The organism is Lacticaseibacillus parahuelsenbergensis (genome assembly GCF_030770265.1).
Taxonomy (GTDB): domain Bacteria; phylum Bacillota; class Bacilli; order Lactobacillales; family Lactobacillaceae; genus Lacticaseibacillus; species Lacticaseibacillus casei.
This window is the reverse complement of sequence record NZ_CP132482.1, coordinates 104,476-123,015: the sequence shown is the minus strand read 5'-3', so window position 1 is coordinate 123,015 and position 18,540 is coordinate 104,476. Positions and strand designations below refer to the sequence as shown.

General features: G+C 47.4%; 23 protein-coding genes, 1 pseudogene and 1 riboswitch. Of the genes and pseudogenes, 8 read left to right on the top strand and 16 right to left on the bottom strand.

Annotated features, from left to right (window positions below; translation table 11 throughout):
* The first annotated feature begins 312 nt into the window (after positions 1–312).
* Complete coding sequence (locus tag LACPH_RS00580) at positions 313–579, top strand: helix-turn-helix domain-containing protein (RefSeq protein WP_274784144.1); 267 nt, start codon at positions 313–315, stop codon at positions 577–579.
* A 242-nt stretch (positions 580–821) separates the two neighbouring features.
* Here the strand turns inward: LACPH_RS00580 and LACPH_RS00575 are convergent, their stop codons facing one another.
* The 15 genes and pseudogenes from LACPH_RS00575 to LACPH_RS00505 all read right to left on the bottom strand — a co-directional run bounded on the left by LACPH_RS00575 (position 822) and on the right by LACPH_RS00505 (position 11,115).
* On the bottom strand, positions 822–1,688 hold the full coding sequence (locus LACPH_RS00575; RefSeq protein ID WP_274784143.1) for a DMT family transporter: 867 nt from the start codon (positions 1,686–1,688) through the stop codon (positions 822–824).
* The gene (locus LACPH_RS00570) at positions 1,681–2,094 is read right to left on the bottom strand and encodes an NUDIX domain-containing protein (RefSeq protein WP_274784142.1); all 414 of its coding nucleotides are present in this window, start codon (positions 2,092–2,094) and stop codon (positions 1,681–1,683) included. Before LACPH_RS00570 ends, LACPH_RS00575 begins: the two co-directional genes overlap by 8 nt.
* Positions 2,095–2,384: 290 nt before the next feature.
* On the bottom strand, positions 2,385–2,669 hold the full coding sequence (locus tag LACPH_RS00565; RefSeq protein ID WP_274784141.1) for a helix-turn-helix domain-containing protein: 285 nt from the start codon (positions 2,667–2,669) through the stop codon (positions 2,385–2,387).
* 22 nt (positions 2,670–2,691) lie between these two features.
* Positions 2,692–2,904, bottom strand: coding sequence for a hypothetical protein (locus LACPH_RS00560; RefSeq protein ID WP_306387093.1), 213 nt, complete (start codon positions 2,902–2,904; stop codon positions 2,692–2,694).
* A 125-nt stretch (positions 2,905–3,029) separates the two neighbouring features.
* Entirely contained in the window at positions 3,030–3,359 is a 330-nt protein-coding gene (locus tag LACPH_RS00555; RefSeq protein ID WP_087911296.1) for a YxeA family protein, read from the bottom strand.
* The gene (locus tag LACPH_RS00550; protein WP_306387092.1) at positions 3,356–4,033 is read right to left on the bottom strand and encodes an ATP-binding cassette domain-containing protein; all 678 of its coding nucleotides are present in this window, start codon (positions 4,031–4,033) and stop codon (positions 3,356–3,358) included. Before LACPH_RS00550 ends, LACPH_RS00555 begins: the two co-directional genes overlap by 4 nt.
* 44 nt (positions 4,034–4,077) lie before the next feature.
* On the bottom strand, positions 4,078–4,296 hold the full coding sequence (locus tag LACPH_RS00545; protein ID WP_274784138.1) for a hypothetical protein: 219 nt from the start codon (positions 4,294–4,296) through the stop codon (positions 4,078–4,080).
* A gap of 31 nt (positions 4,297–4,327) precedes the next feature.
* Positions 4,328–4,999 (bottom strand): class I SAM-dependent methyltransferase, encoded by a 672-nt coding sequence (locus LACPH_RS00540; RefSeq protein WP_049172653.1) that lies wholly within the window; start codon positions 4,997–4,999, stop codon positions 4,328–4,330.
* A 110-nt stretch (positions 5,000–5,109) separates the two neighbouring features.
* Complete coding sequence (locus tag LACPH_RS00535) at positions 5,110–6,216, bottom strand: MFS transporter (RefSeq protein WP_306387091.1); 1,107 nt, start codon at positions 6,214–6,216, stop codon at positions 5,110–5,112.
* Positions 6,194–6,934: a HesA/MoeB/ThiF family protein gene (locus LACPH_RS00530; protein ID WP_010490066.1), complete on the bottom strand. Its 741-nt coding sequence runs from the start codon at positions 6,932–6,934 to the stop codon at positions 6,194–6,196. Before LACPH_RS00530 ends, LACPH_RS00535 begins: the two co-directional genes overlap by 23 nt.
* 83 nt (positions 6,935–7,017) lie before the next feature.
* Entirely contained in the window at positions 7,018–7,281 is a 264-nt protein-coding gene (locus LACPH_RS00525; protein WP_010490067.1) for a MoaD/ThiS family protein, read from the bottom strand.
* Positions 7,282–7,444: 163 nt separating this feature from the next.
* Positions 7,445–7,594, bottom strand: a pseudogene (locus tag LACPH_RS00520) (transposase zinc-binding domain-containing protein); the annotation flags it as partial.
* 70 nt (positions 7,595–7,664) lie between these two features.
* Positions 7,665–8,723, bottom strand: coding sequence for an aspartate-semialdehyde dehydrogenase (locus LACPH_RS00515; RefSeq protein ID WP_274784136.1), 1,059 nt, complete (start codon positions 8,721–8,723; stop codon positions 7,665–7,667).
* A gap of 3 nt (positions 8,724–8,726) precedes the next feature.
* The gene (dapF, locus tag LACPH_RS00510) at positions 8,727–9,734 is read right to left on the bottom strand and encodes a diaminopimelate epimerase (RefSeq protein WP_274784135.1); all 1,008 of its coding nucleotides are present in this window, start codon (positions 9,732–9,734) and stop codon (positions 8,727–8,729) included.
* Position 9,735: 1 nt separating this feature from the next.
* Positions 9,736–11,115 (bottom strand): aspartate kinase, encoded by a 1,380-nt coding sequence (locus tag LACPH_RS00505; protein WP_274784134.1) that lies wholly within the window; start codon positions 11,113–11,115, stop codon positions 9,736–9,738.
* Between the two features lie 541 nt (positions 11,116–11,656).
* A riboswitch (Lysine riboswitch) is annotated at positions 11,657–11,836 on the top strand.
* A gap of 138 nt (positions 11,837–11,974) precedes the next feature.
* On the opposite strand from LACPH_RS00505, the gene lysA reads away from it, so the two are divergent.
* From lysA to LACPH_RS00470, 7 genes are all read left to right on the top strand, one after another.
* The gene (lysA, locus tag LACPH_RS00500; protein ID WP_274784133.1) at positions 11,975–13,324 is read left to right on the top strand and encodes a diaminopimelate decarboxylase; all 1,350 of its coding nucleotides are present in this window, start codon (positions 11,975–11,977) and stop codon (positions 13,322–13,324) included.
* Positions 13,325–13,333: 9 nt separating this feature from the next.
* On the top strand, positions 13,334–14,038 hold the full coding sequence (dapD, locus tag LACPH_RS00495) for a 2,3,4,5-tetrahydropyridine-2,6-dicarboxylate N-acetyltransferase (RefSeq protein WP_274784132.1): 705 nt from the start codon (positions 13,334–13,336) through the stop codon (positions 14,036–14,038).
* Between the two features lie 6 nt (positions 14,039–14,044).
* Positions 14,045–15,196 carry an N-acetyldiaminopimelate deacetylase gene (locus LACPH_RS00490; protein ID WP_306387090.1) on the top strand — a complete coding sequence of 384 codons (1,152 nt, stop codon included), beginning with the start codon at positions 14,045–14,047 and terminating at the stop codon, positions 15,194–15,196.
* Positions 15,197–15,454: 258 nt separating this feature from the next.
* Complete coding sequence (gene dapA, locus LACPH_RS00485; RefSeq protein ID WP_306387089.1) at positions 15,455–16,360, top strand: 4-hydroxy-tetrahydrodipicolinate synthase; 906 nt, start codon at positions 15,455–15,457, stop codon at positions 16,358–16,360.
* Positions 16,357–17,124, top strand: a complete 768-nt coding sequence (dapB, locus tag LACPH_RS00480; protein WP_274784129.1) for a 4-hydroxy-tetrahydrodipicolinate reductase — start codon at positions 16,357–16,359, stop codon at positions 17,122–17,124. The genes dapA and dapB overlap by 4 nt, the downstream gene beginning before the upstream one ends.
* Positions 17,125–17,272: 148 nt before the next feature.
* The gene (locus LACPH_RS00475; protein WP_274784128.1) at positions 17,273–17,542 is read left to right on the top strand and encodes a hypothetical protein; all 270 of its coding nucleotides are present in this window, start codon (positions 17,273–17,275) and stop codon (positions 17,540–17,542) included.
* Between the two features lie 32 nt (positions 17,543–17,574).
* The gene (locus tag LACPH_RS00470; protein ID WP_274784127.1) at positions 17,575–17,979 is read left to right on the top strand and encodes a hypothetical protein; all 405 of its coding nucleotides are present in this window, start codon (positions 17,575–17,577) and stop codon (positions 17,977–17,979) included.
* Positions 17,980–18,055: 76 nt separating this feature from the next.
* On the opposite strand, the gene LACPH_RS00465 is transcribed toward LACPH_RS00470, so the two are convergent.
* Entirely contained in the window at positions 18,056–18,532 is a 477-nt protein-coding gene (locus LACPH_RS00465; protein WP_274784126.1) for a hypothetical protein, read from the bottom strand.
* Between the last annotated feature and the right edge of the window lie 8 nt (positions 18,533–18,540).

Sequence of the window (18,540 nt, the reverse complement as noted above, 5' to 3'; positions counted from 1 at the left end):
GGATGAACTAAGGTTAGTTATGGTTTTACGCTCGCAAGAGTTTTTGTCAATGAGAATGCAATTATTATTTAATTTTGTAATTATTTTCTAATTTCTTATTGTTAGCCTTTTCTCTGTCTGAATCCACTACTGGCTTTGAATGCGTGACACCTCCACAAAAAAGTAACTTGAATATATGCAAATCACCAATCTTCAAAACAGACCTATTTGAATAGTTAAGAGATGTCAAAGTCTATCGGTATACATACATATCATATGCACGAGTATGATATAAAGAATCCATAGATTTCAGAAAGGAACGGCATTCAACCCATGAAAATTGATGAATTATTAAAAAAAGAAATCCAGAACCCAGAATTTGCCAGTGCTTATACACTAGACAAGGAACGCTCGGCGGCCGCCTTGGCACTTTACCACGCACGGGAAGCGGCAGGCCTCACACAAGCTGACCTAGCAGAACGTGCCGGTGTACCACAGACAACGATTGCTCGAATTGAACGAGGCGATAACGTCTCATTTAATAAATTAGCAGAAATTGCTCATGCTATGGGTAAAAAGGTCTATGTTAAGATCGCTTGATAACTTTACTGGAATCCGATATACGGATTCCAGCCTACATAAAATGACCTGCAATTGCCGAACTTTCCGGGAATTGCAGGTCATTTATATAATCGCAAAGATTTCCATTTGCTAAATTTAATTCGATGAACCTCACTGCGATCCCGATAAAATAATCAACCCACAAGATGCGTACAAATGTTTTGGCCGTTTAATGATCTTGCATTTAGGCCTGAACAGATTGCTTACTATGAATGACTATTTTAGTCAATTTGCGACTTCTTAACCGGCAGCGACATCCAAACAATCGAAAGCACAATTAGGGCACCGCCGAGCAGAAACGCCGGAGTGATTTGAATCGTGAAAAATGGCAACGAGTAGACCAGAACAAAGATCGGGTTAAGGGCTCGGATTAAATTGGCATCGCGAAACGAGATAAACTTTAGCCCGCGATAAAACAGTAATAACCCGAGAAAGCCTGAACAAAACGCTGAGATGGCAACGGCACCCATGCCCATGTTGGGTGAAAAAGAGAGCTTGCCGCTTCCAGCCAGTATCAATCCGAGAATAACAACGGCAGTGCCTTGGTTGTATAAGAGTAATATTTTCTCATCAACCTGAGTCAGTGCTTTTTTGGCTAACGTATTCGTCAAAGCGAAGCTGAAGGTGTACCCAAACGCACAGACAAGCCCAATGATGTTGTTCACATTTTCTGAGAAGTCAGATACCAGTGCGGTACCGGCAATGCAAAGCAGAATCGGCACCAGTTCGCGGCGGTCGAATTTTTCATGCAGCATAAGCACCGACAGCAAAATGGCGAAGACAATGTAAAACCGTCCGATCAACCCGACGCTCACCGGATCAAGGAAAAAGAGACTCAGGTATTGCAGGAAAATGCCAAGGCAATTCGTCAGTCCTAAAATCCAGACAACTGGCTGCTTAATCCACACCATTTTTGTTTTGGTCATCGCAATCGTGATCAGCGTCAACACCAATGAAATAAGTGCATTATAAAAGCTCGCAGCCAGTGGCGATAGCGTGAACATCGACCATTTGTTCATCACCGGCGTCAGCGCCATCACCGCCACCGACGAGCCGTTCAGCAGTAAGCCGTAACGGCGGCTACTCATCTGGCCACCCGATATGGCGGAAAATCTGGCAGTAAACATCGTCATGAAACGATCTGTCAGCATCAGGCAACGGTTCAAGTGACAACTTTCGATCGTCGGTTTCAGAAGACGCCGGAGTCGCCTCCAGTCGATCAACCTCGGCGCGGACGACAGCTGTGACGTGTCCGGTTGGTAACACATAATAACCCAACGGCACGATTGAGCTCGGCTTAATCACAGCGCCGGATTCTTCAAACGACTCACGCACCGCCGCTTGGGCAAGGGTTTCACCGGCTTCCAACTTGCCACCGGTCAGCTCCCACTGGCGTTTGGAATTATGTACCCAGATAATGCCGCCATTAAAAAATTGAACAACCAGCACCGAATCCGGCCTTTGCGGAACAGTTTCAAAATGAACCTCGACCATATCGAATCACCTCTTCATTTATTTGGTTAAAAGCGCGGAGGTTGATTGTATAACGGGCATTGTGGGGGTGTCAATAATAATTTTTACTGCTAAGAAATTTTCATATACCGCACCATACATTTTGATCGGCAAGCCATCCGATTCCGATCACCATTTGGGCATTTATCTTGGTGTTTCTTCGCTAATCACTTCCCATGAGTTCGCCGCGTCATTATTAGATATAGGGCAAAAAATAAATCGTAAAAATGCGGCAAAAAAGCCCATGCGCGCTGCATGGACCAATTTGTAGTCTAGTCATCTACCAAAGTCACATCAAGTGTTTTACCCAGCGCCACTGCAATTTTGCTCAAAGTATCAAGACTTGTGCGCTCGCCTAGCTCAACTCGGGCAATCTCTCTTTGGGGTACACCAGCTGCAGCTGCAAGATCTCTTTGCGACAATCCGGCCTCGCGTGCTTTCATAAATTGATAAGCGGTCATTAAACGAACCTTACCCTGATCAAACTGCGCTTTTGCCTCAGGGTGAACCGTATATTTAGCTATCAGATCTTCAATCTTTAACGTCTTCGGTGTCATCCTCAGCTCCACTTTGCTTAGATCAAATAACGGATCCAAGTATGACTACCTTATAAAGAGCGTTGAAAAGCGAAGCCAACATTGTACCAGCACGCACGTGATACGGCAGTCGCTTCATCTTAGTGGACGGCCACAAAGACAGTAACGTTTGTATCCCAGCAACGATCAACGCTAAAACAATAACCAACGCCTGAACTGCCAACAGCAATATCAGAATCGTCCCAATCACTGCCATGGCTGCTACCTTCTTTCTTGTAAAGCTGTGCGTCTGCCAATAGTAGCCATATTATTCCATAACAACTCAATCTACGTCAATCATTTGTTTAGACCTTAAAGCTTCCTCTGTATTTAAGTCACTAATTACTGTTGCGTCCTCTTAGCAAAAGTCTCTTTTGACACATAAGTCACACGCTTCACATACTGTCCCTTGTGCCTCACCGTTACATACTTCCCATCTGGATCATAGCCGGTCATTTCTTTCAGTACCAGCGTCGGCTTTGTCTGCGTTGCGGTATACAACTCGACATTGCGATAACGCTGTTTTCCTTGTGGGACTTTTGCGTAACTTGTTTGTTCAGGTACGAATGGATTGACACGATCCGTCCACCGGTTGTGAATCAGCAATATGCCGGCAACCGCAACCATGACCAGTGCTGCCACTGTAACACTCAAAATTTTGGCCTTTTTCATGCAAGCTTCTCTCCCTTAGCGATATTTTCAGTAATGGTGACGCGATAATTTTCGACTCGAATCAAGTAATCGCAGTGCCGCCAGACCTCAGCTGTATGCGTGGCGACGATGATCGTTGCTTGATCGCCGAAGTCATGAAGTAGATGCTGTGTCACTTCATCGGCATTGGCTGCATCCAGTGAGCCGGTGGGTTCGTCGGCGAAAATAATCGTCGGTTTCTTCAGCAATAAGCGCGCCAAGGCCAGTCGCTGCTGCTCGCCGCCGCTAAGTGTAAAGATGCGTTGCTTCAGGTCAACGTTTGCCAACCCCAACTGCTGCAAAACTTCTTTCATAGCGACGGTTTGTTCTTGACGTGAAAGCCGCTGATTGGCTAAGCCGATTTTCAGATTATAGGCAACAGTCTCCTTATCGACTAATCCAAAATTCTGAAAAATGAAGCCGAATTTATCCCGCCGCAGTTGCGGTAGATTTTTGGTTGAAACCGGCTGATCATCCACCATAACGGTGCCTGCCGTGGCGGTTTCCAAACCACCGAGAATATTCAGAAAAGTCGTCTTCCCTGTACCACTTTTACCAATAATGGCATAGCTTTTACCTTGTACCAGCTGACAATTGACATTTTCAAAGATCATTCGCTGGGCAAACTTTTTCGTAAGTCCTTTCACTTCAATCATGTACCTTTTTCCTCTCTTGTCAGTTACTAAATGCGCGCTAGCTCTTAAAGTCCGCGATCCAGCGTTGCCAAAACTCTGCGCTGTGCCCGCCATGCCACGAGTAGAATAATTCCTGCCTCGATGAAAAGATAAGGCGTCAATGCGAATGCGAATTGCCACTTCCCGCGTAAAATCATCACACCACCAATGAGACAGGCATCGATGAAAATATTGGCTAGCAAAAAAGTGCGAATAAATTGATAGTTGAAATTAATGAAGATCATTTCAACAAACTGGCATGTTGTTGAGCAACTGCTATGTTAAAGAAACATTTTGAGCTATGCCTAACCAGTCTCTTATAAGTCCGCCAGGGTACCTCGACCTCTCAGAGTTAACGGGTTTAGGCCCGTATACTATTTTAAAACCGGCATTCTCCAATAAATGGCATATGTCTTGAAAGGACAAATATAGCTTATTAGGTACGTCTGCCCTATATTTTAATTTTAAGCTGCCATTTTTTGACATAGACAAACTTTTCCAATTAGGCCATATATCCGTGCCTATCGCAGGAAGCTCAAAAATCAAGAAACCCTCTTTGGTGAGCCTGTCTTTTAAAAGTCGAAATCTTTCTACGACATTTGGAAAGTTCCCATTGACCAGGACCTCACTACAAATCGTATAATCAAATGCTTTTATATGGGGAAAGGCTTCAGTGTAGCTTCCATAGTCAAAATGAGTAGCATATTGTGGATAATTTTCTTTGGCATTCTTTATACTGGTGTGAGCAATATCACAGGCATACACATTCCAGCCTTCTTTCAATAAAGGAAAAACATTTCTGCCCGTACCAAGTCCAACATAAAGCCCTGCATTTTGTTTAGGAACAGCCTTCTTTATGATCTTCTCTATAGGCAATGGCTTACGTTTATCATTCCATTCTCTTTTGTAGTATTCGTCCCATCTCTTATCTTCACCATCAAAGTTCATCTTTTAGCTCCTCTTTATTTAACCCTCGATACATATACGCATGTGCTGATACCGCTGCGGTTAGAGTAAACATAAGAAAGGATATGAGGCCGTTAGATGACACTGCTGCGCTACCAAACATTGTTGGGCCTAAAATGTTCTGCAACTGTCCCCCCCAAATTTATAGCACTCAAGTCAGTGGTTAAGGATTCAGAACGACTATAAATCACCATGTACATCGCTAAGGCAGCACTGCTAAATAACTCGGCTAAGACTTGACTGACTATTAACATTAACAAAGCCATAAAGATGAGAGTATCAATATGCATTACGGTTGTTACGGACGTGACAAGGAATGAAGCTGCTATTATTACGCCTGATATAACCCATAGCCTATCATACCTTCTATTTTCAGCGGCCCAGGTGTTTACCTTCCCTTGAAATAAGGAAATAACCACTGTATTAATAATAAAGGCCATCGGTGATAGCCAACTATAGTTTTTAAAGTACATGACAACTATTAATGGAACATACACACTCAATAAAGTCCTATGAAAAGAAAACAGGAAATTCTCCATGATAAGCAATCTTCTAAACTTATTTGCCAATGCAGACTTTATCACCTTTATAGATATTGGCTTTTTTAAAACCTTACCAGACGTTACAGCTACACCTTTCAATGCCGTTCTGTATAAAAAAATCACCAGCAAAAAAGACAGGGAATTTGTAATCACAGTTGGCATTAATCCCCAATTTATAGCGAGCAATAAAAAACTAAATCCAGCTCCTAGACCATATCCAATGTTTGTTGGCAACATCATTTTACCCATTAAAACTGTCGCGTCTCTTTTGGATAAAGGCGAAATTATTAGACTTCTAGTTAAAGAAGCAGCAGATCTATCTATAATTCCAAATAAGGACATATATATTAAGAATTGAAGATTGCCACTTATAAACAGCCAGCATAGTGCACCCACGCCTCTTAAAAAATATGAAATTGAAAACAATTTAAGCCTTCCATATTTATCTGCTAAATAACCCACTGGCAGCGATGATATCATCCCTGTTATCGCAGATAAGGTTAGCCCTATCCCAATAATACTCGGAGATACGTGACTGTACGTAGAGAAAAAAACCGTTGAGACACTAACGAATGATCCAGTCCCAAAGGAATCAATTCCTGAAGAAAGCAAAGCAGCAAACTGTATATTGTTTCTAGGCTTTTGTTTTCTTACCACAGGCTGGACACCTCGGATTTTTTGGTATAGGAAGTTTATAATAATCATTTTGAAAGTTTGAGCAGGACATTAAATAGCCTCGCGCTAGCTCTCCTTCCTTCAAAGCAATCTTTAAGACTTCATTAGCACCCATAATCCCGGCAATCCCTGTTCCAATGCCCCAAACAGCTACAGGACCTTTTCTGCTTTCAGGCAAATCTGGGAATGCACATTGTAAGCATGGATCATCGTCAGTTAGTCTTGTAAACGCATAACCATATCCATATTGAGCGGAGACATGAACCATTGGAACTTTATAATCAACAGCATACTGATTCACCATCAATCGTTGCTCAGGACCATCTCCGCCTTCTAGGATCACATCAAATCCACCCAACAGATCATCTATGTTGTCGGGAGTTACCTTTTCGACTGAGTATTCTATTTCAATGTCCGGGTTGAGCAATCTTAACTTCTTGGCAGCGGCTACGGCTTTATATTCACCAATGTCCTCAGTTGTATATAGAATCTGTCTATTCAGGTTGCTTAACTCTACCCTATCAAAATCAATAATTTTAATTTTGCCGATGCCAGCAGCTGCTAGATAATACAGAAGCGGCGACTTCACACCACCAGCGCCAACGCTAACAACGCTAAAGTTGTTTATTAATTGTTGGCCATGCTCCCCAACCTGAGGCATGAGTAATTGTCTATTGTACCGTGAATTGTTAAATTCCATATTATTCTCCTAAAGTTTAAAATATGTGATATTTATAAAATAAAAATGGCCACCTGATTGTAGGTGGCCATTCTTATTTCCGTTTAGCCATCGCAGGTCATAACAGAGGCAAGCATAACCTCGTCATTAGGATTGACTGGTTGATCAACGGTTGCCAATTTTCCGTTAATCAAGACGCGGCAAAGAAGCCGTGGCTTATTGGTTCTCTCATCAAACAAGTTATGTTTCAGGTCGTCATCTTTGAATGCAACATCTTTAACGATCTCGCTCACAGTAGAGCCAGAGGACAAGATGGATCCCTTCCCAAGGCGACCTTCTGCAATACCACGAAGTTTAACATTGACCATAAAATCACTTCCTTTACTTTTGATAAGTCAAAGTTAAGGCAAGCCTAAACAAAATGCAACCCAAATTTTAAAAAATAACGTTTAATTACTGCCTTATGCTAATTTGATTATCATTTTAAGTTCAGAAGCACAGAGCGCTTTTGGGTCGCTTTTACTTTGCAAAAGCGACCCATTTAGTGTCACGACAGCCTTCACAAACAAATAAACGATAACCTTTTTGAATATCTCCGCAAGATTCAAATTTGGCAACCTCTTTTTTTACCACTGGCCGAATTCTTCGTCCATGGTTCTTCAAAAGTTTATAATCCTTTATACGTTAAAAAAACCGACACCACCCCGCCGCCAAACAGCGACCATACATGGTATCGGTCCTAACATATTTTTTACTTCGGCTGAATCAAGCCCATCGCATCCATCGTCTCCGCAATTTGCATGGAATTCCATGCGGCACCCTTGAGAAGATTATCGGAAACATCCCACATGTGGAAGAAGCGTGGATTTTCTGCATCGGCGCGAATACGCCCGACAAAGACCTCTTTACTGCCAACGGCGTTTCTGGCTTGCGGGTAAAGTTGCTGGCTCGGATCATCTTGAACAACCACGCCGGGCGCCTCTGCTAACGTTGCGCGAATGGCGTCAGCGGTAGCATTGCTATCTTCCACTTCGAAGTAAACTTCTTCTGAGTGGGCAATGGGAACCGGAATGCGGACGCAGGTAGCGGTGACTTTAATCGCATCGCTGTTCATATCGCCGGCCATGATTTTCTTGGTTTCGTGAATCATTTTCCACTCTTCATGACTGTAGCCGTCTGGTTCGAAAACATCAATCTGCGGCAAGGCGTTGAAGGCGATCGGGTAGTGTTTCTTATCACCGGCAGTCGGTAAAATTTTCGGCTCCAGCGGCTTGTCATCCAGTGCTGCCCGGGTTTCATCAAACAATTCATTCATGGCTGACTGTCCGGCACCGGAAACTGCCTGATAGGTCGAGACGACAACCTGTTTCAAGCCAAATGCCTTACGAATGGGCTCTAGCGCTGTGACCATCTGAATCGTTGAACAATTAGGGTTGGCGATGATACCTTGATGATGGCGCAGCGCCTCGGGATTTACTTCCGGCACAACTAACGGAATATCCGGTTCCATCCGAAAGGCGCTGGTGTTATCGACCACCACGGCACCGGCTTTAACGGCTGCCGGGGCAAACCGTTTGGAAACCGACCCGCCAGCAGAAAACAAGGCAATGTCAATGCCTTTAAATGAATCATCGGTTGTTTCGTGAACGGTTAATGTTCCATCGCGAAACGGTACCTTTTTGCCTTCTGAATGCTTGCTGGCAAGTGCCAAAACGGATGCAATTGGTAGTTTGCTTTCCGCGACCATTTTCAACATCCGGGTTCCAACGGCTCCGGTTGCACCCACAACTGCTACGTGATAACCACTCATGTTTTAAACTCCTTCTGTCAATGTGTCTGCTAATGCGCGATGCGGTAATGCGGCAACGAATCGTTCATAAGCCGCCTGCTCGCCCGTCGGCGCAATAACCGCCTGCTGCAAATCGCCGCCGACCAATGCTGCTTCTGGTAACGTAATCGTGGCAGTGACCGTCGCATTGCCGATTAATTCAATCCAATAATGGTCGTGGTCGCGGTGAACCACCGTTTTGACCATTCCTCCTGGATTATACACGGTATTGACGCGATCCAACGCCGCTTGGTGGGGATGGGTCAAAATAAACGCCAGGGTCGTGGCTGACATGCCGGTGCCGCAAGCATTGGTAAACCCGACACCGCGCTCATAGGTTCGGGCAAACAGCGTATCCTGCCCTAAGATTTCGGCAAATGTGACGTTAACCCCTTCCGGAAAATAAGGATTTTTCCCGTTCAATTGCTTGCCAATCCGTTCAAGATCCGGACCCGCCAACTCGTCCTTGGACACAAACGCAATCAAGTGCGGATTGGGCACGGCAACTGCGGTGAACTTCAGATGCGGATGAATAGCCGGCAGAACAGTATCAACAATGTGATCCGTGCCTAAATTAGCAAACGGTAAAGCTTCTGGCGCAAAACTAACCGGGGAAATTTCAACCGAATACGCCGGCACACCGGCTGCTAATGGCTTCTGCTTGGCGACCGCCAGATCCGCAAAGTCAGTGTGGACCCGGAACGATGTTTGGCCGGTTTTTTCACTTAAATATCGCGCCACTGTCCGCAAGCCGTTGCCACAAAGCTTGGCAAAGCTGCCGTCTGTATTAACGACGGTCATTTTCCCCGCTGTTCCGGGTGCATCCGTAATCGCCAAAACACCGTCCGCACCACCTAGCAAACCAGTCTGACTGTCGGTTAGCCGTTGCGTCAATGTCGCCAGCTGCGTCTTCGTCAACGGCTGGGTCAGTTGCGTTTCATCCAATAAAAAGAAACTATTTTCGGAACCGTGAACTTTTTGCAATGTCACCATGTTAGTGTACCTCCAGACGCTGATTAATCGGAATGAAAAAGGCGTTGTAAATTGCCTTGACCGCGCGATTGGCTGACTCCCGCGAGGTGCCTAGCATCAGTGAAATCTGCGAGGCGCCTTCGTTGATCATCGACACGTGAACACCGGCACTCGCTAACGGCTGCAAAATCGTCTGAATCAAGCCGGTCCGCTGCGCCATCCCTTCGCCGACAACCATGATAATCGCGTAATCATCAATCCACTTCAAAACATCGGGATGAACCGCCGTTTGGATCTCATCGCAAACTGCTTTTCGTTTTGCCTCGTTCAGCTGCCGATCATCCAGAATAATCGTCAGATCGTCAATCCCACTTGGCATATGTTCATAGCTGATGCCGTGCCGTTCCAAAACCTGCAGCAACTTCAGCGTAAACCCGACTTCCTTATTCAATAGATAACGATGCAGGTAAATGGCGCCAAAATGTTGCGAACTCACGATGCCGGTAATGGCGTGCTTCGGGACAAAATGCTGCTCGGGAACAATCATGGTTCCGGGAGCATCGGGATGATTGGTGTTCTTCAAATTAATGGGAATCTGTCCCGCAATGGCTGGCAAAATCGCTTCATCATGAAAAACGCCAAACCCACCATATGATAGCTCTCGCATTTCCCGATAAGTCATTTCCTGAATCATCTGGGGATTTGCCACCACACGCGGATCAGCTGCAGCGACCCCATCCACATCGGTAAAGTTTTCATATAAGTCTGCTTGAAAACCGTTGGCGAGAATGGCTCCGGTGATATCGGAACCGCCTCGTGAAAAAGTGGCAATCGCGCCTTTACTGGTATACCCATAGAAACCAGGAACTACCAGCACACCCAGCGGTCGACTAAAAGCTTCCAGATGCGTGTAAGTTTCACGTGAAACTTCCGCATCATTCGGATCATCGGTCACCAGGATGCCCAAGTCTTTCGGTTCGCCGTAAGTAGCTTCAATACCTTCATGATTCAAAACGGCGGTCATCAGAAACGCATTCAACTTTTCGCCGCGAGCCTTGAAACCAGCCAGTAGATAATCGCGATTGGTAAATGTCTTTTTCGGTAATTGGTATATCTCTTCGCTGATTTGCTGCATGACTTGGGGATCAAGTCCGAAATCATCGGCGATTGCTTGATAACGCGCAACAATTTCCTTAACGACTTCAGTTGCATTTTCATGGCGCAAGACCGCTTGGGCATACTGAATCAATAAGTCCGTTACTTTAACGTCACCGGGATGCCGTTTACCAGGCGCGCTAGTCACCATCACCTGCCGCGCAGGATTTGCTTTCATGATTGCCACAACTTTGGCAAACTGCGACCCATTTGCTAATGATGACCCGCCAAACTTTACGACCCGCACGATAAACTGCCTCCCTAATGGGTTCCCTATCGCAAGCAACTTGCAGCTATTCGCTCGCAGACATCGCGTTTTGCCAGCCCGTTTCTGCAAATGAGAACTCTGTCATTTTATTTTGTACTTTAGCAGACTCTCCCAGAAACACAACCCCCAGCGGCGGCGGAAAATCGGCATGTTTTACCGGCATTGCATAGAAACAAAGTGTTGAAATTTGTTTTTAATTTTTTTGCTCAAACAGGTGGCGAGTGAGTTTTGGGTATCAGGTGACGAAAAGTTAGTTGGTGCAGGAACGTGCCTGTATGTAAAGAGCTTGAGCGCAATGGCTAACGCTCACTGGTTTTCTCTGCTGCTCTCGTAAACGCGTTCACTGGGCCAGTTCACGCTCTTGTTTAAACGCGTTCATCGGCGCAGAAGTCTGCGTGTAAGGACCTTGATCGCAATGGCCTAAGCCCGGGCCATCACGCCCAAGGCCGCTTACACTCCGACTTCTAACCGCGCCAGTTCACGCTCTTGACGCCTTCGTTTTTTTATTATAGTCTGGTGATAAACAGATAGAGGTTGCAACCAACATGAGTATCCGAATCGAGCGAGATCCTTCGCGGTGACGTTTGGTGAAAGGGGCGGTTGCCGAAATGGGGGCGCCGGGATCGGCAAGCCTGTTGGGCCAGGGTTGAATAAATCCTGTACTGTCGCTTAGAAACCTAAGCGGGGCGCTATCATTCAAGTAGATTGCAAGTTGGGATCTTTTTGTTTGACGCGTGGCCAAACAAAAGGATCCCTTTTCGTTTGCCATCGCCCTGCCATAACGCGTTCACTGGGTCAAAAACCGGCCCAGTGAGAACGCTCAAGGAGGATGCCTGATATGAATTTTGCTACAAATCAAGAAGGTCAATTAACCATTGGCGGCGTTTCGGCCAGTCAACTGGCGCACACGTTTCAAACACCGCTTTACGTGTATGATGTCGGAGCGATTCGCCACCAGATTCGCGCGTTTAAACAAGTTTTTGAGGCTGCCAACGTCCGTTATGCTGTCAGTTATGCTTCCAAGGCGTTTGCGACCATTGCAATGTACGATGTCGCCAAGGCTGAAAACATTCATGTCGATGTGGTTTCCGGCGGCGAATTATACACGGCTCAAGCCGCCGATTTTCCCATGGCAAAAGTCAGCTTTCACGGTAACAACAAAAGCAAAGCTGAATTGCAACAAGCACTGGATGCCGGCGTCGGCACGATCATCGTGGACAATTTTCATGAATTGGATCTGCTTGATGAGCTTTTGAAAGCGGCAGTTGGCCAACAAGATGTTTTGATTCGGGTCGCTCCCGGGATTAGCGCCCACACCCATGCTTATGATCAAACCGGCCAAACTGACAGTAAATTCGGCTTTGATCTTGAAAGCGGGCAGGCAGATGAAGCAGCCAAGCGGATTTTAGCCGACGAACATCTGAATCTGCTCGGCATCCACGCCCATATCGGTTCGCAGATTTTTGAAGTAGCCGGATTTGAAGCCGTCACCCAAAAGCTGCTGGCTGTCCTTGACAATTGGCACCGGCAATTCGGTTTCACCCCGCAAGTGCTCAATGTTGGCGGTGGTTTCGGGATTGCTTACACCAGCCAGGATGATCCGTTGCCGCCAGAAGCGTTTGTCAAAGCCATTCTGAGCACCCTCAAGACGCAAAGCAGCCAGCTTGATTGGCCGCTGCCGGCAGTCTGGATTGAACCGGGGCGGTCGATTGTCGGCCCCGCCGGCTACAGCCTTTACACGGTCGGCAGCCGCAAAGACGTGCCTGGGCTGCGACCATATGTTGCAGTTGACGGCGGCATGGGCGACAACATTCGGCCCGCCCTTTATCAGGCGCAATACACTGCGGTGGTTGCCGATCACCCGACCGCCAAGCCAACCGAGCATGTCCATCTCGTCGGCAAGTACTGCGAATCCGGGGATATTTTAATCGACGATGCCCCATTGCCCGCCACCCAGCCAGGCGATGTGGTTGCCGTTTTCGACACCGGTGCTTATGGCTACTCCATGGCATCCAACTACAACCGCAACCCGCGGCCGGCCGTCGTTTTCGTTGAAAATGGCCAAGCTCAGCTGGTCGTCACGCGCGAAACTTACGCTGACTTGATTCAGCACGATCACCACTACGCCGCACCGAGCTCGTCAACACCCGCAACCACCGCCAACAACGCTACTACCGCAACCAAATAGGAGGCCATCATGGCACAATTAGACACCCAAAAGATCATTTCAACCATTGCCAACAGCAAGAAAACGACGCCTGTGAAAGTTTATCTCAAAGGCAAGTTGGCTGATTTACATTTTCCAAAAAGTGTTCACGCATTTGTTGGCAAACACACCGGAACGGTCATCGGCGACTGGGCGATTATCCAGCCAATTCTAAAAAAAGCCAAGCTTGATGATTACTATGTCGAAACCGCGGGCCGCAACACCGGCGTTCCTTTGCTGGATATCAAAGCGGAAAATGCCCGAATTGAGCCTGGCGCGATCATCCGCGACCAGGTTCTGATTGGCAACAATGCAGTGATCATGATGGGCGCCATTATCAATATCGGCGCTGAAATCGGCGATGGCACCATGATCGACATGGGCGCGGTGCTGGGCGGTCGAGCGATTGTCGGCAAGCATTGCCATATTGGTGCCGGTACCGTTTTGGCCGGCGTGGTAGAACCGCCGTCAGCGAAACCCGTCACAATCGGTGATCACGTCATGATCGGCGCCAATGCGGTGGTTCTTGAAGGCGTGTCGGTCGGCGAAGGGGCGGTTATTGCCGCCGGAGCTGTCGTCATTAACGATGTGCCGGCACACACGGTGGTTGCCGGCGTTCCCGCCAAAGTCATCAAGCAGGTTAACGATCAAACGGAAGCCAAAACCGTCCTGCTCGACGAACTCAGAAAGCTGTGATTTTTAATGAAGGAAGCTGAATTGATTGCCATTCGCCGCCAGCTCCATCAAATCCCAGAGCTAGCCTTGCAGGAAAAAGAAACGCATGCCTTCCTACTTAAAACGGTGCAAAGTTTTCCGCAAACCCACCTCACCATTCGGACACTGCCTAAATTGCCAACTGCCTTACTGGTCAAAGTTCACGGACAAAACCCGCAACGAACGATCGGCTATCGAACCGACATTGACGCCTTGCCGGTGACGGAACAAACCGGCTTACCGTTTAGCTCGCAGCATTCCGGCATCGCCCATGCTTGCGGCCATGACATCCACATGACAGTCGCACTAGGAATTCTGGATTATTTTGCCCATCACCAGCCAAAAGATAATTTGATTTTCTTCTTCCAACCGGCCGAAGAAAGCAAAAACGGCGGCAAATTGGCCTACGACATGGGCACTTTCACCGGCGATTGGCATATCGATGAGTTTTACGGCTTGCATGATCGCCCTGACTTGCCGGCTGGTACCATCAGCACGCGGCTTGGCACCCTTTTTGCCGGGACAACTGAAATTAATGTCGACCTCATCGGGAAAAGTGGCCACGCAGCCTTGCCGCAAAATGCCAACGATATGATCGTGGCGGCCGCCAGTTTTATCAACCAGATTCAAACCGTCGTTGCCCGTAACGTCAGCCCCACCGACAGCGCGGTCATCACGTTTGGCCTGATGCGCGCCGGAACCATTCGCAATGTGATTGCAGGACGCGCCTACCTGGAAGGTACTTTACGCGGATTCACCCAGAAACAAATCGATTTCTTACAGCAACGTATCCGCGATATCGGTCGAGGGATCGCCGCCAGCTTCAACTGCGACGTCAACGTCGATTTGAATCAAGGCGGCTATTATCCGGTCGAAAATAACCCACAGCTGACCAAAGATTTCATTCAGTACATGCAATCCGATCCAGCCGTCACGTTTGCACCCACCGGACCCGTGATGACCGGGGAAGATTTCGGCTATCTTTTGAATAAAATTCCCGGCACCATGTTCTGGCTGGGCGTCAACGATCCGGATTCCCAACTACATGCCGCCGACTTTTCGCCAGACGAATCCGCGCTGGCACCGGGCGTCACAGCGGTTGTGTATTTTCTGGAACATCGGATGGCGGAAAATAATTGAATCAGTAGCTATCGATATTGACTCATGCTTGATGCGCCGAGACGGCTTTCACCATATGCGCTCCGGAGCATTTGGCGCAGGAGCTTACCCGTAAAAGGCACCGGCTCACGCTCAACCATAACGCGTTCTCCGGCGCAGGGGTCTGCGTGTAAGGACCTTGGTCGCAATGGCCTAAGACCGGGCCATCACGCCCAAGGCCGCTTACACTCCGCCCCCTAACCGCACCGGCTCACGCTCATTTTAATTGGAGGTTTTTGAATGCAAAAAGCAGAATTGATCACCGCGATTGTGACACCGTTTAATGATCGCGATGAAATTGACTACGCAGTCATGCAACGGTTGGTTGATCATCTGATTGCAGAAGGCACCGATGGCTTTGTCGTCGGCGCTACTACGGGTGAAGGGCCGACGCTCAGCCATGACGAGAAAATTACCTTGTACACGCGGTTTGTCGACATGGTTCACGGCCGAGCACTGGTCATTGCCAATTCAGGGTCGAACAATACTCGGGAGACCGTTGATTTTACCCATGAAGTCGGCGGGATTGCCGGGATTGATGCAACACTGGTGGTCGTGCCTTACTACAACAAACCTGATCAAAACGGCATGATCGCTCACTACACAGCGGTCGCGGCCAACGCCCAAAAGCCGATCATCATTTACAACATTCCCGGCCGAACCGGCGTTGAGATGCTGCCGGAAACCGTGGCAACGTTGGCGCAAAACCCCATGATCCAAGGCATCAAGCAATGCGGCAGCCTCCCCGTCCTGAGTGACATCATTGATCGAACCAAGCATGACGCGTTTAGTGTCTGGACCGGCGAAGATGCTCAGGCGCTGACGATTAAAACGCTCGGCGGTATGGGCGTGATCTCGGTTGCTTCCCATCTTTACGCACACAGCATTCGGGAAATGTATGCGGCATTGAATCGCGGCGACATCACAACGGTGGCTGCGCTGCAACGGCAACTATTGCCGAAAATGGCTGCTTTATTCCATTTTCCATCGCCTGCCCCGACCAAAGCTGCGCTCAACGCATTGGGGTACAATGTCGGCAGCCCGCGTCTGCCAATACTGCCATTAACTGCCAAACAACAACAGGAACTCGCCCATCTTTTAGGCGTTCCAGAACTATCAGCCATTGAAGCGGAGGTGCTCGCATGATTCACGTTCTTGTCGCCGGTTTTCGCGGTGCCATGGGTCAAAAAACCGTGAAAATGATCCAGTCACATTCAGATTTCGCATTAAGTGCCGTTTTTGACCCTAAAGTAACCATCAATAACCCGCAAAATTATGGATTACCGGCGGAAGTCAAGGTCCTCAACCGTTACGACCAACTCAACGCCAACGTCGCTGATGTCTGGGTCGACTTCACCAATCCCGGCGCGGTCGCCGCTAACACCGAAGCCGCGATTAATGCCGGCATCCATCCGGTCATTGGCACAAGCGGGATGGCGCCGGCTGATCAGGATCGCCTCATCAAGCTAGCCAAAGCGAAACACCTCGGCGGCCTGATCGCACCAAACTTTGGCCTCTCCGCCGTTTTATTGATGAAATTTGCCCAAGAAGCCGCCGCCTATTTTCCTGATGCCGAAATCATTGAAATGCACCATCAAGACAAAGCTGACGCCCCTTCAGGCACCGCCATCGCCACCGCGCACAAAATCGCCGCCGGACGTACCCAAAAGCCATTGTCCACCATCGACAACGACGCCCGCGGCCAACGTATCGATGACGTCCCTGTCCACGCCGTCCGCCTACCCGGCTACATCGCCCACGAAGAAGTTCTTTTCGGCGGCCCGGGTGAAGCCCTCACCATTCGCCAAGACTCCTTCGACCGCCAAAGCTTCATGCAAGGCGTTGCCGTCGCCATTAGCAAGGTGCAGGAAGCGGATCAGTTGGTGGTTGGGTTGGAAAACTTTTTATAGAAAAATAGAAAACGCGGTGATCGATTTTATGAAAAAGAATCGATCAACGCGTTTTTGACTGTAAGTAAAACTACTTTGTCTGTCCATTCTTTTTGCGTGCCTTTACCAAATCGAATCGATATACTCATACTTACAGGAGGACAGGCCAATGAGTACAAAACAGCATCAAAATCAAATACTCGGTTCATTCACTGTTAAACGCACCGGTAACGCGCTTAGTTTGCCGATACCCGCTGAGGCAGGCGTTACTGAAGGTCAGGAATATCTTTTATCCGTTACCGAAGACGGTACATTGAGATATGAGCCTCAGCGAATGAACCCATGGCACAAGGAAGCCATTCAAAAAATTGATTTTGCAGCCATGAAAAAAGAGATGAATGTGGTTTCTGAGGAACCGAAAAAGGGAAACGAAATATAACCAACCAGCCGTCAACAACAGAAAAAAGCGCCATGTCTTCATATAATGTTGGTGATTTAGCTGGAACCTTTAACAAGCTCGCCCCGATGATCGGGAACGGTGCCATTAAAGCTGGTCTAGCAATTCGTGATGGGATGGTCGGATTTAAAGTTGCAATTGAGAGTTCTGTAGAAAACACAAGTACGAGTTCTTCTGTGGAAAATCAATTTACTTTGACATTGGAGACCTACATTCATAAAGATCAGGTGCCTCAAAATGACTATGATCCTGTCTATCAACCAGTGACCGAGCCTAACCCAACCTTCGCTGTTGATCTTGAAAAGGTTGCAACTATTGTCGTAGTAGGTCTAATTGTGGCCTCAACATTACCAGAATCGGGGGCTGTCACAGCGTTGGGTGGTTTATTTAACGCTGTTAGAGTGCTCCTATTCACTTAGAAAAATGCTAGCTTTTTAACGCGTAAGCAGTACGGAAAGTTCCGTGCTGCTTATTTGTACGCTTAACCTTATTTTTTTAAAATGAACTCATTTCAAAAATCAAAAAGATCAGGAAACTCCCGAAGTCTCGAATCACAACACTTGCCAGCCTCTTCACAAATGAAACCTCTGGCAACTTATTCTCGTTCGTCCTGCCGACGCGCTGGAGAAAAAAAGATGTTGAGGATGTATAAATAGCGAAGAACAGTAGAAAAATCGAGACTATTAAATAAGCATCCTTGGTGCTAGCCGGCAAGACCGTAATAGCCCCCAGCGAAAAAGAAAAAATGAAGATATAGCTGATTGTCACACCGGCTAGAATACGGTTGAAAATTTTCCCGATTGCATTATCGATAAACTTTCGATCTATCGCCTCTCTGCGCATAATCTCAGAACGGCTCATTTTCAAACACTTCTCTAAGTTTTTTCGAAACCTCCCTTTAATTATTCGACTGTAAATGGTCGTTGCCACCCAAAGAAACGCGGTTAAGATGTAAGGCATGTAAATATCCATCGTTTTCT

Excerpts from the sequence above, each read along its gene's own strand:
- LACPH_RS00570 (WP_274784142.1), bottom strand. The coding sequence starts at position 2,094 with ATGGTCGAGGTTCATTTTGAAACTGTTCCGCAAAGGCCGGATTCGGTG.
- dapF (WP_274784135.1), bottom strand. The coding sequence starts at position 9,734 with ATGGTGACATTGCAAAAAGTTCACGGTTCCGAAAATAGTTTCTTTTTA.
- LACPH_RS00525 (WP_010490067.1), bottom strand. The coding sequence starts at position 7,281 with ATGGTCAATGTTAAACTTCGTGGTATTGCAGAAGGTCGCCTTGGGAAG.
- lysA (WP_274784133.1), top strand. The coding sequence starts at position 11,975 with ATGAATTTTGCTACAAATCAAGAAGGTCAATTAACCATTGGCGGCGTT.
- LACPH_RS00580 (WP_274784144.1), top strand. The coding sequence starts at position 313 with ATGAAAATTGATGAATTATTAAAAAAAGAAATCCAGAACCCAGAATTT.
- dapB (WP_274784129.1), top strand. The coding sequence starts at position 16,357 with ATGATTCACGTTCTTGTCGCCGGTTTTCGCGGTGCCATGGGTCAAAAA.
- LACPH_RS00545 (WP_274784138.1), bottom strand. The coding sequence starts at position 4,296 with ATGATCTTCATTAATTTCAACTATCAATTTATTCGCACTTTTTTGCTA.
- LACPH_RS00565 (WP_274784141.1), bottom strand. The coding sequence starts at position 2,669 with ATGACACCGAAGACGTTAAAGATTGAAGATCTGATAGCTAAATATACG.
- LACPH_RS00540 (WP_049172653.1), bottom strand. The coding sequence starts at position 4,999 with ATGAACTTTGATGGTGAAGATAAGAGATGGGACGAATACTACAAAAGA.
- LACPH_RS00560 (WP_306387093.1), bottom strand. The coding sequence starts at position 2,904 with ATGGCAGTGATTGGGACGATTCTGATATTGCTGTTGGCAGTTCAGGCG.
- dapA (WP_306387089.1), top strand. The coding sequence starts at position 15,455 with ATGCAAAAAGCAGAATTGATCACCGCGATTGTGACACCGTTTAATGAT.
- LACPH_RS00550 (WP_306387092.1), bottom strand. The coding sequence starts at position 4,033 with ATGATTGAAGTGAAAGGACTTACGAAAAAGTTTGCCCAGCGAATGATC.
- LACPH_RS00475 (WP_274784128.1), top strand. The coding sequence starts at position 17,273 with ATGAGTACAAAACAGCATCAAAATCAAATACTCGGTTCATTCACTGTT.
- LACPH_RS00515 (WP_274784136.1), bottom strand. The coding sequence starts at position 8,723 with ATGAGTGGTTATCACGTAGCAGTTGTGGGTGCAACCGGAGCCGTTGGA.
- LACPH_RS00465 (WP_274784126.1), bottom strand. The coding sequence starts at position 18,532 with ATGGATATTTACATGCCTTACATCTTAACCGCGTTTCTTTGGGTGGCA.
- LACPH_RS00575 (WP_274784143.1), bottom strand. The coding sequence starts at position 1,688 with ATGAGTAGCCGCCGTTACGGCTTACTGCTGAACGGCTCGTCGGTGGCG.
- dapD (WP_274784132.1), top strand. The coding sequence starts at position 13,334 with ATGGCACAATTAGACACCCAAAAGATCATTTCAACCATTGCCAACAGC.
- LACPH_RS00470 (WP_274784127.1), top strand. The coding sequence starts at position 17,575 with ATGTCTTCATATAATGTTGGTGATTTAGCTGGAACCTTTAACAAGCTC.
- LACPH_RS00490 (WP_306387090.1), top strand. The coding sequence starts at position 14,045 with ATGAAGGAAGCTGAATTGATTGCCATTCGCCGCCAGCTCCATCAAATC.
- LACPH_RS00530 (WP_010490066.1), bottom strand. The coding sequence starts at position 6,934 with ATGGAATTTAACAATTCACGGTACAATAGACAATTACTCATGCCTCAG.
- LACPH_RS00555 (WP_087911296.1), bottom strand. The coding sequence starts at position 3,359 with ATGAAAAAGGCCAAAATTTTGAGTGTTACAGTGGCAGCACTGGTCATG.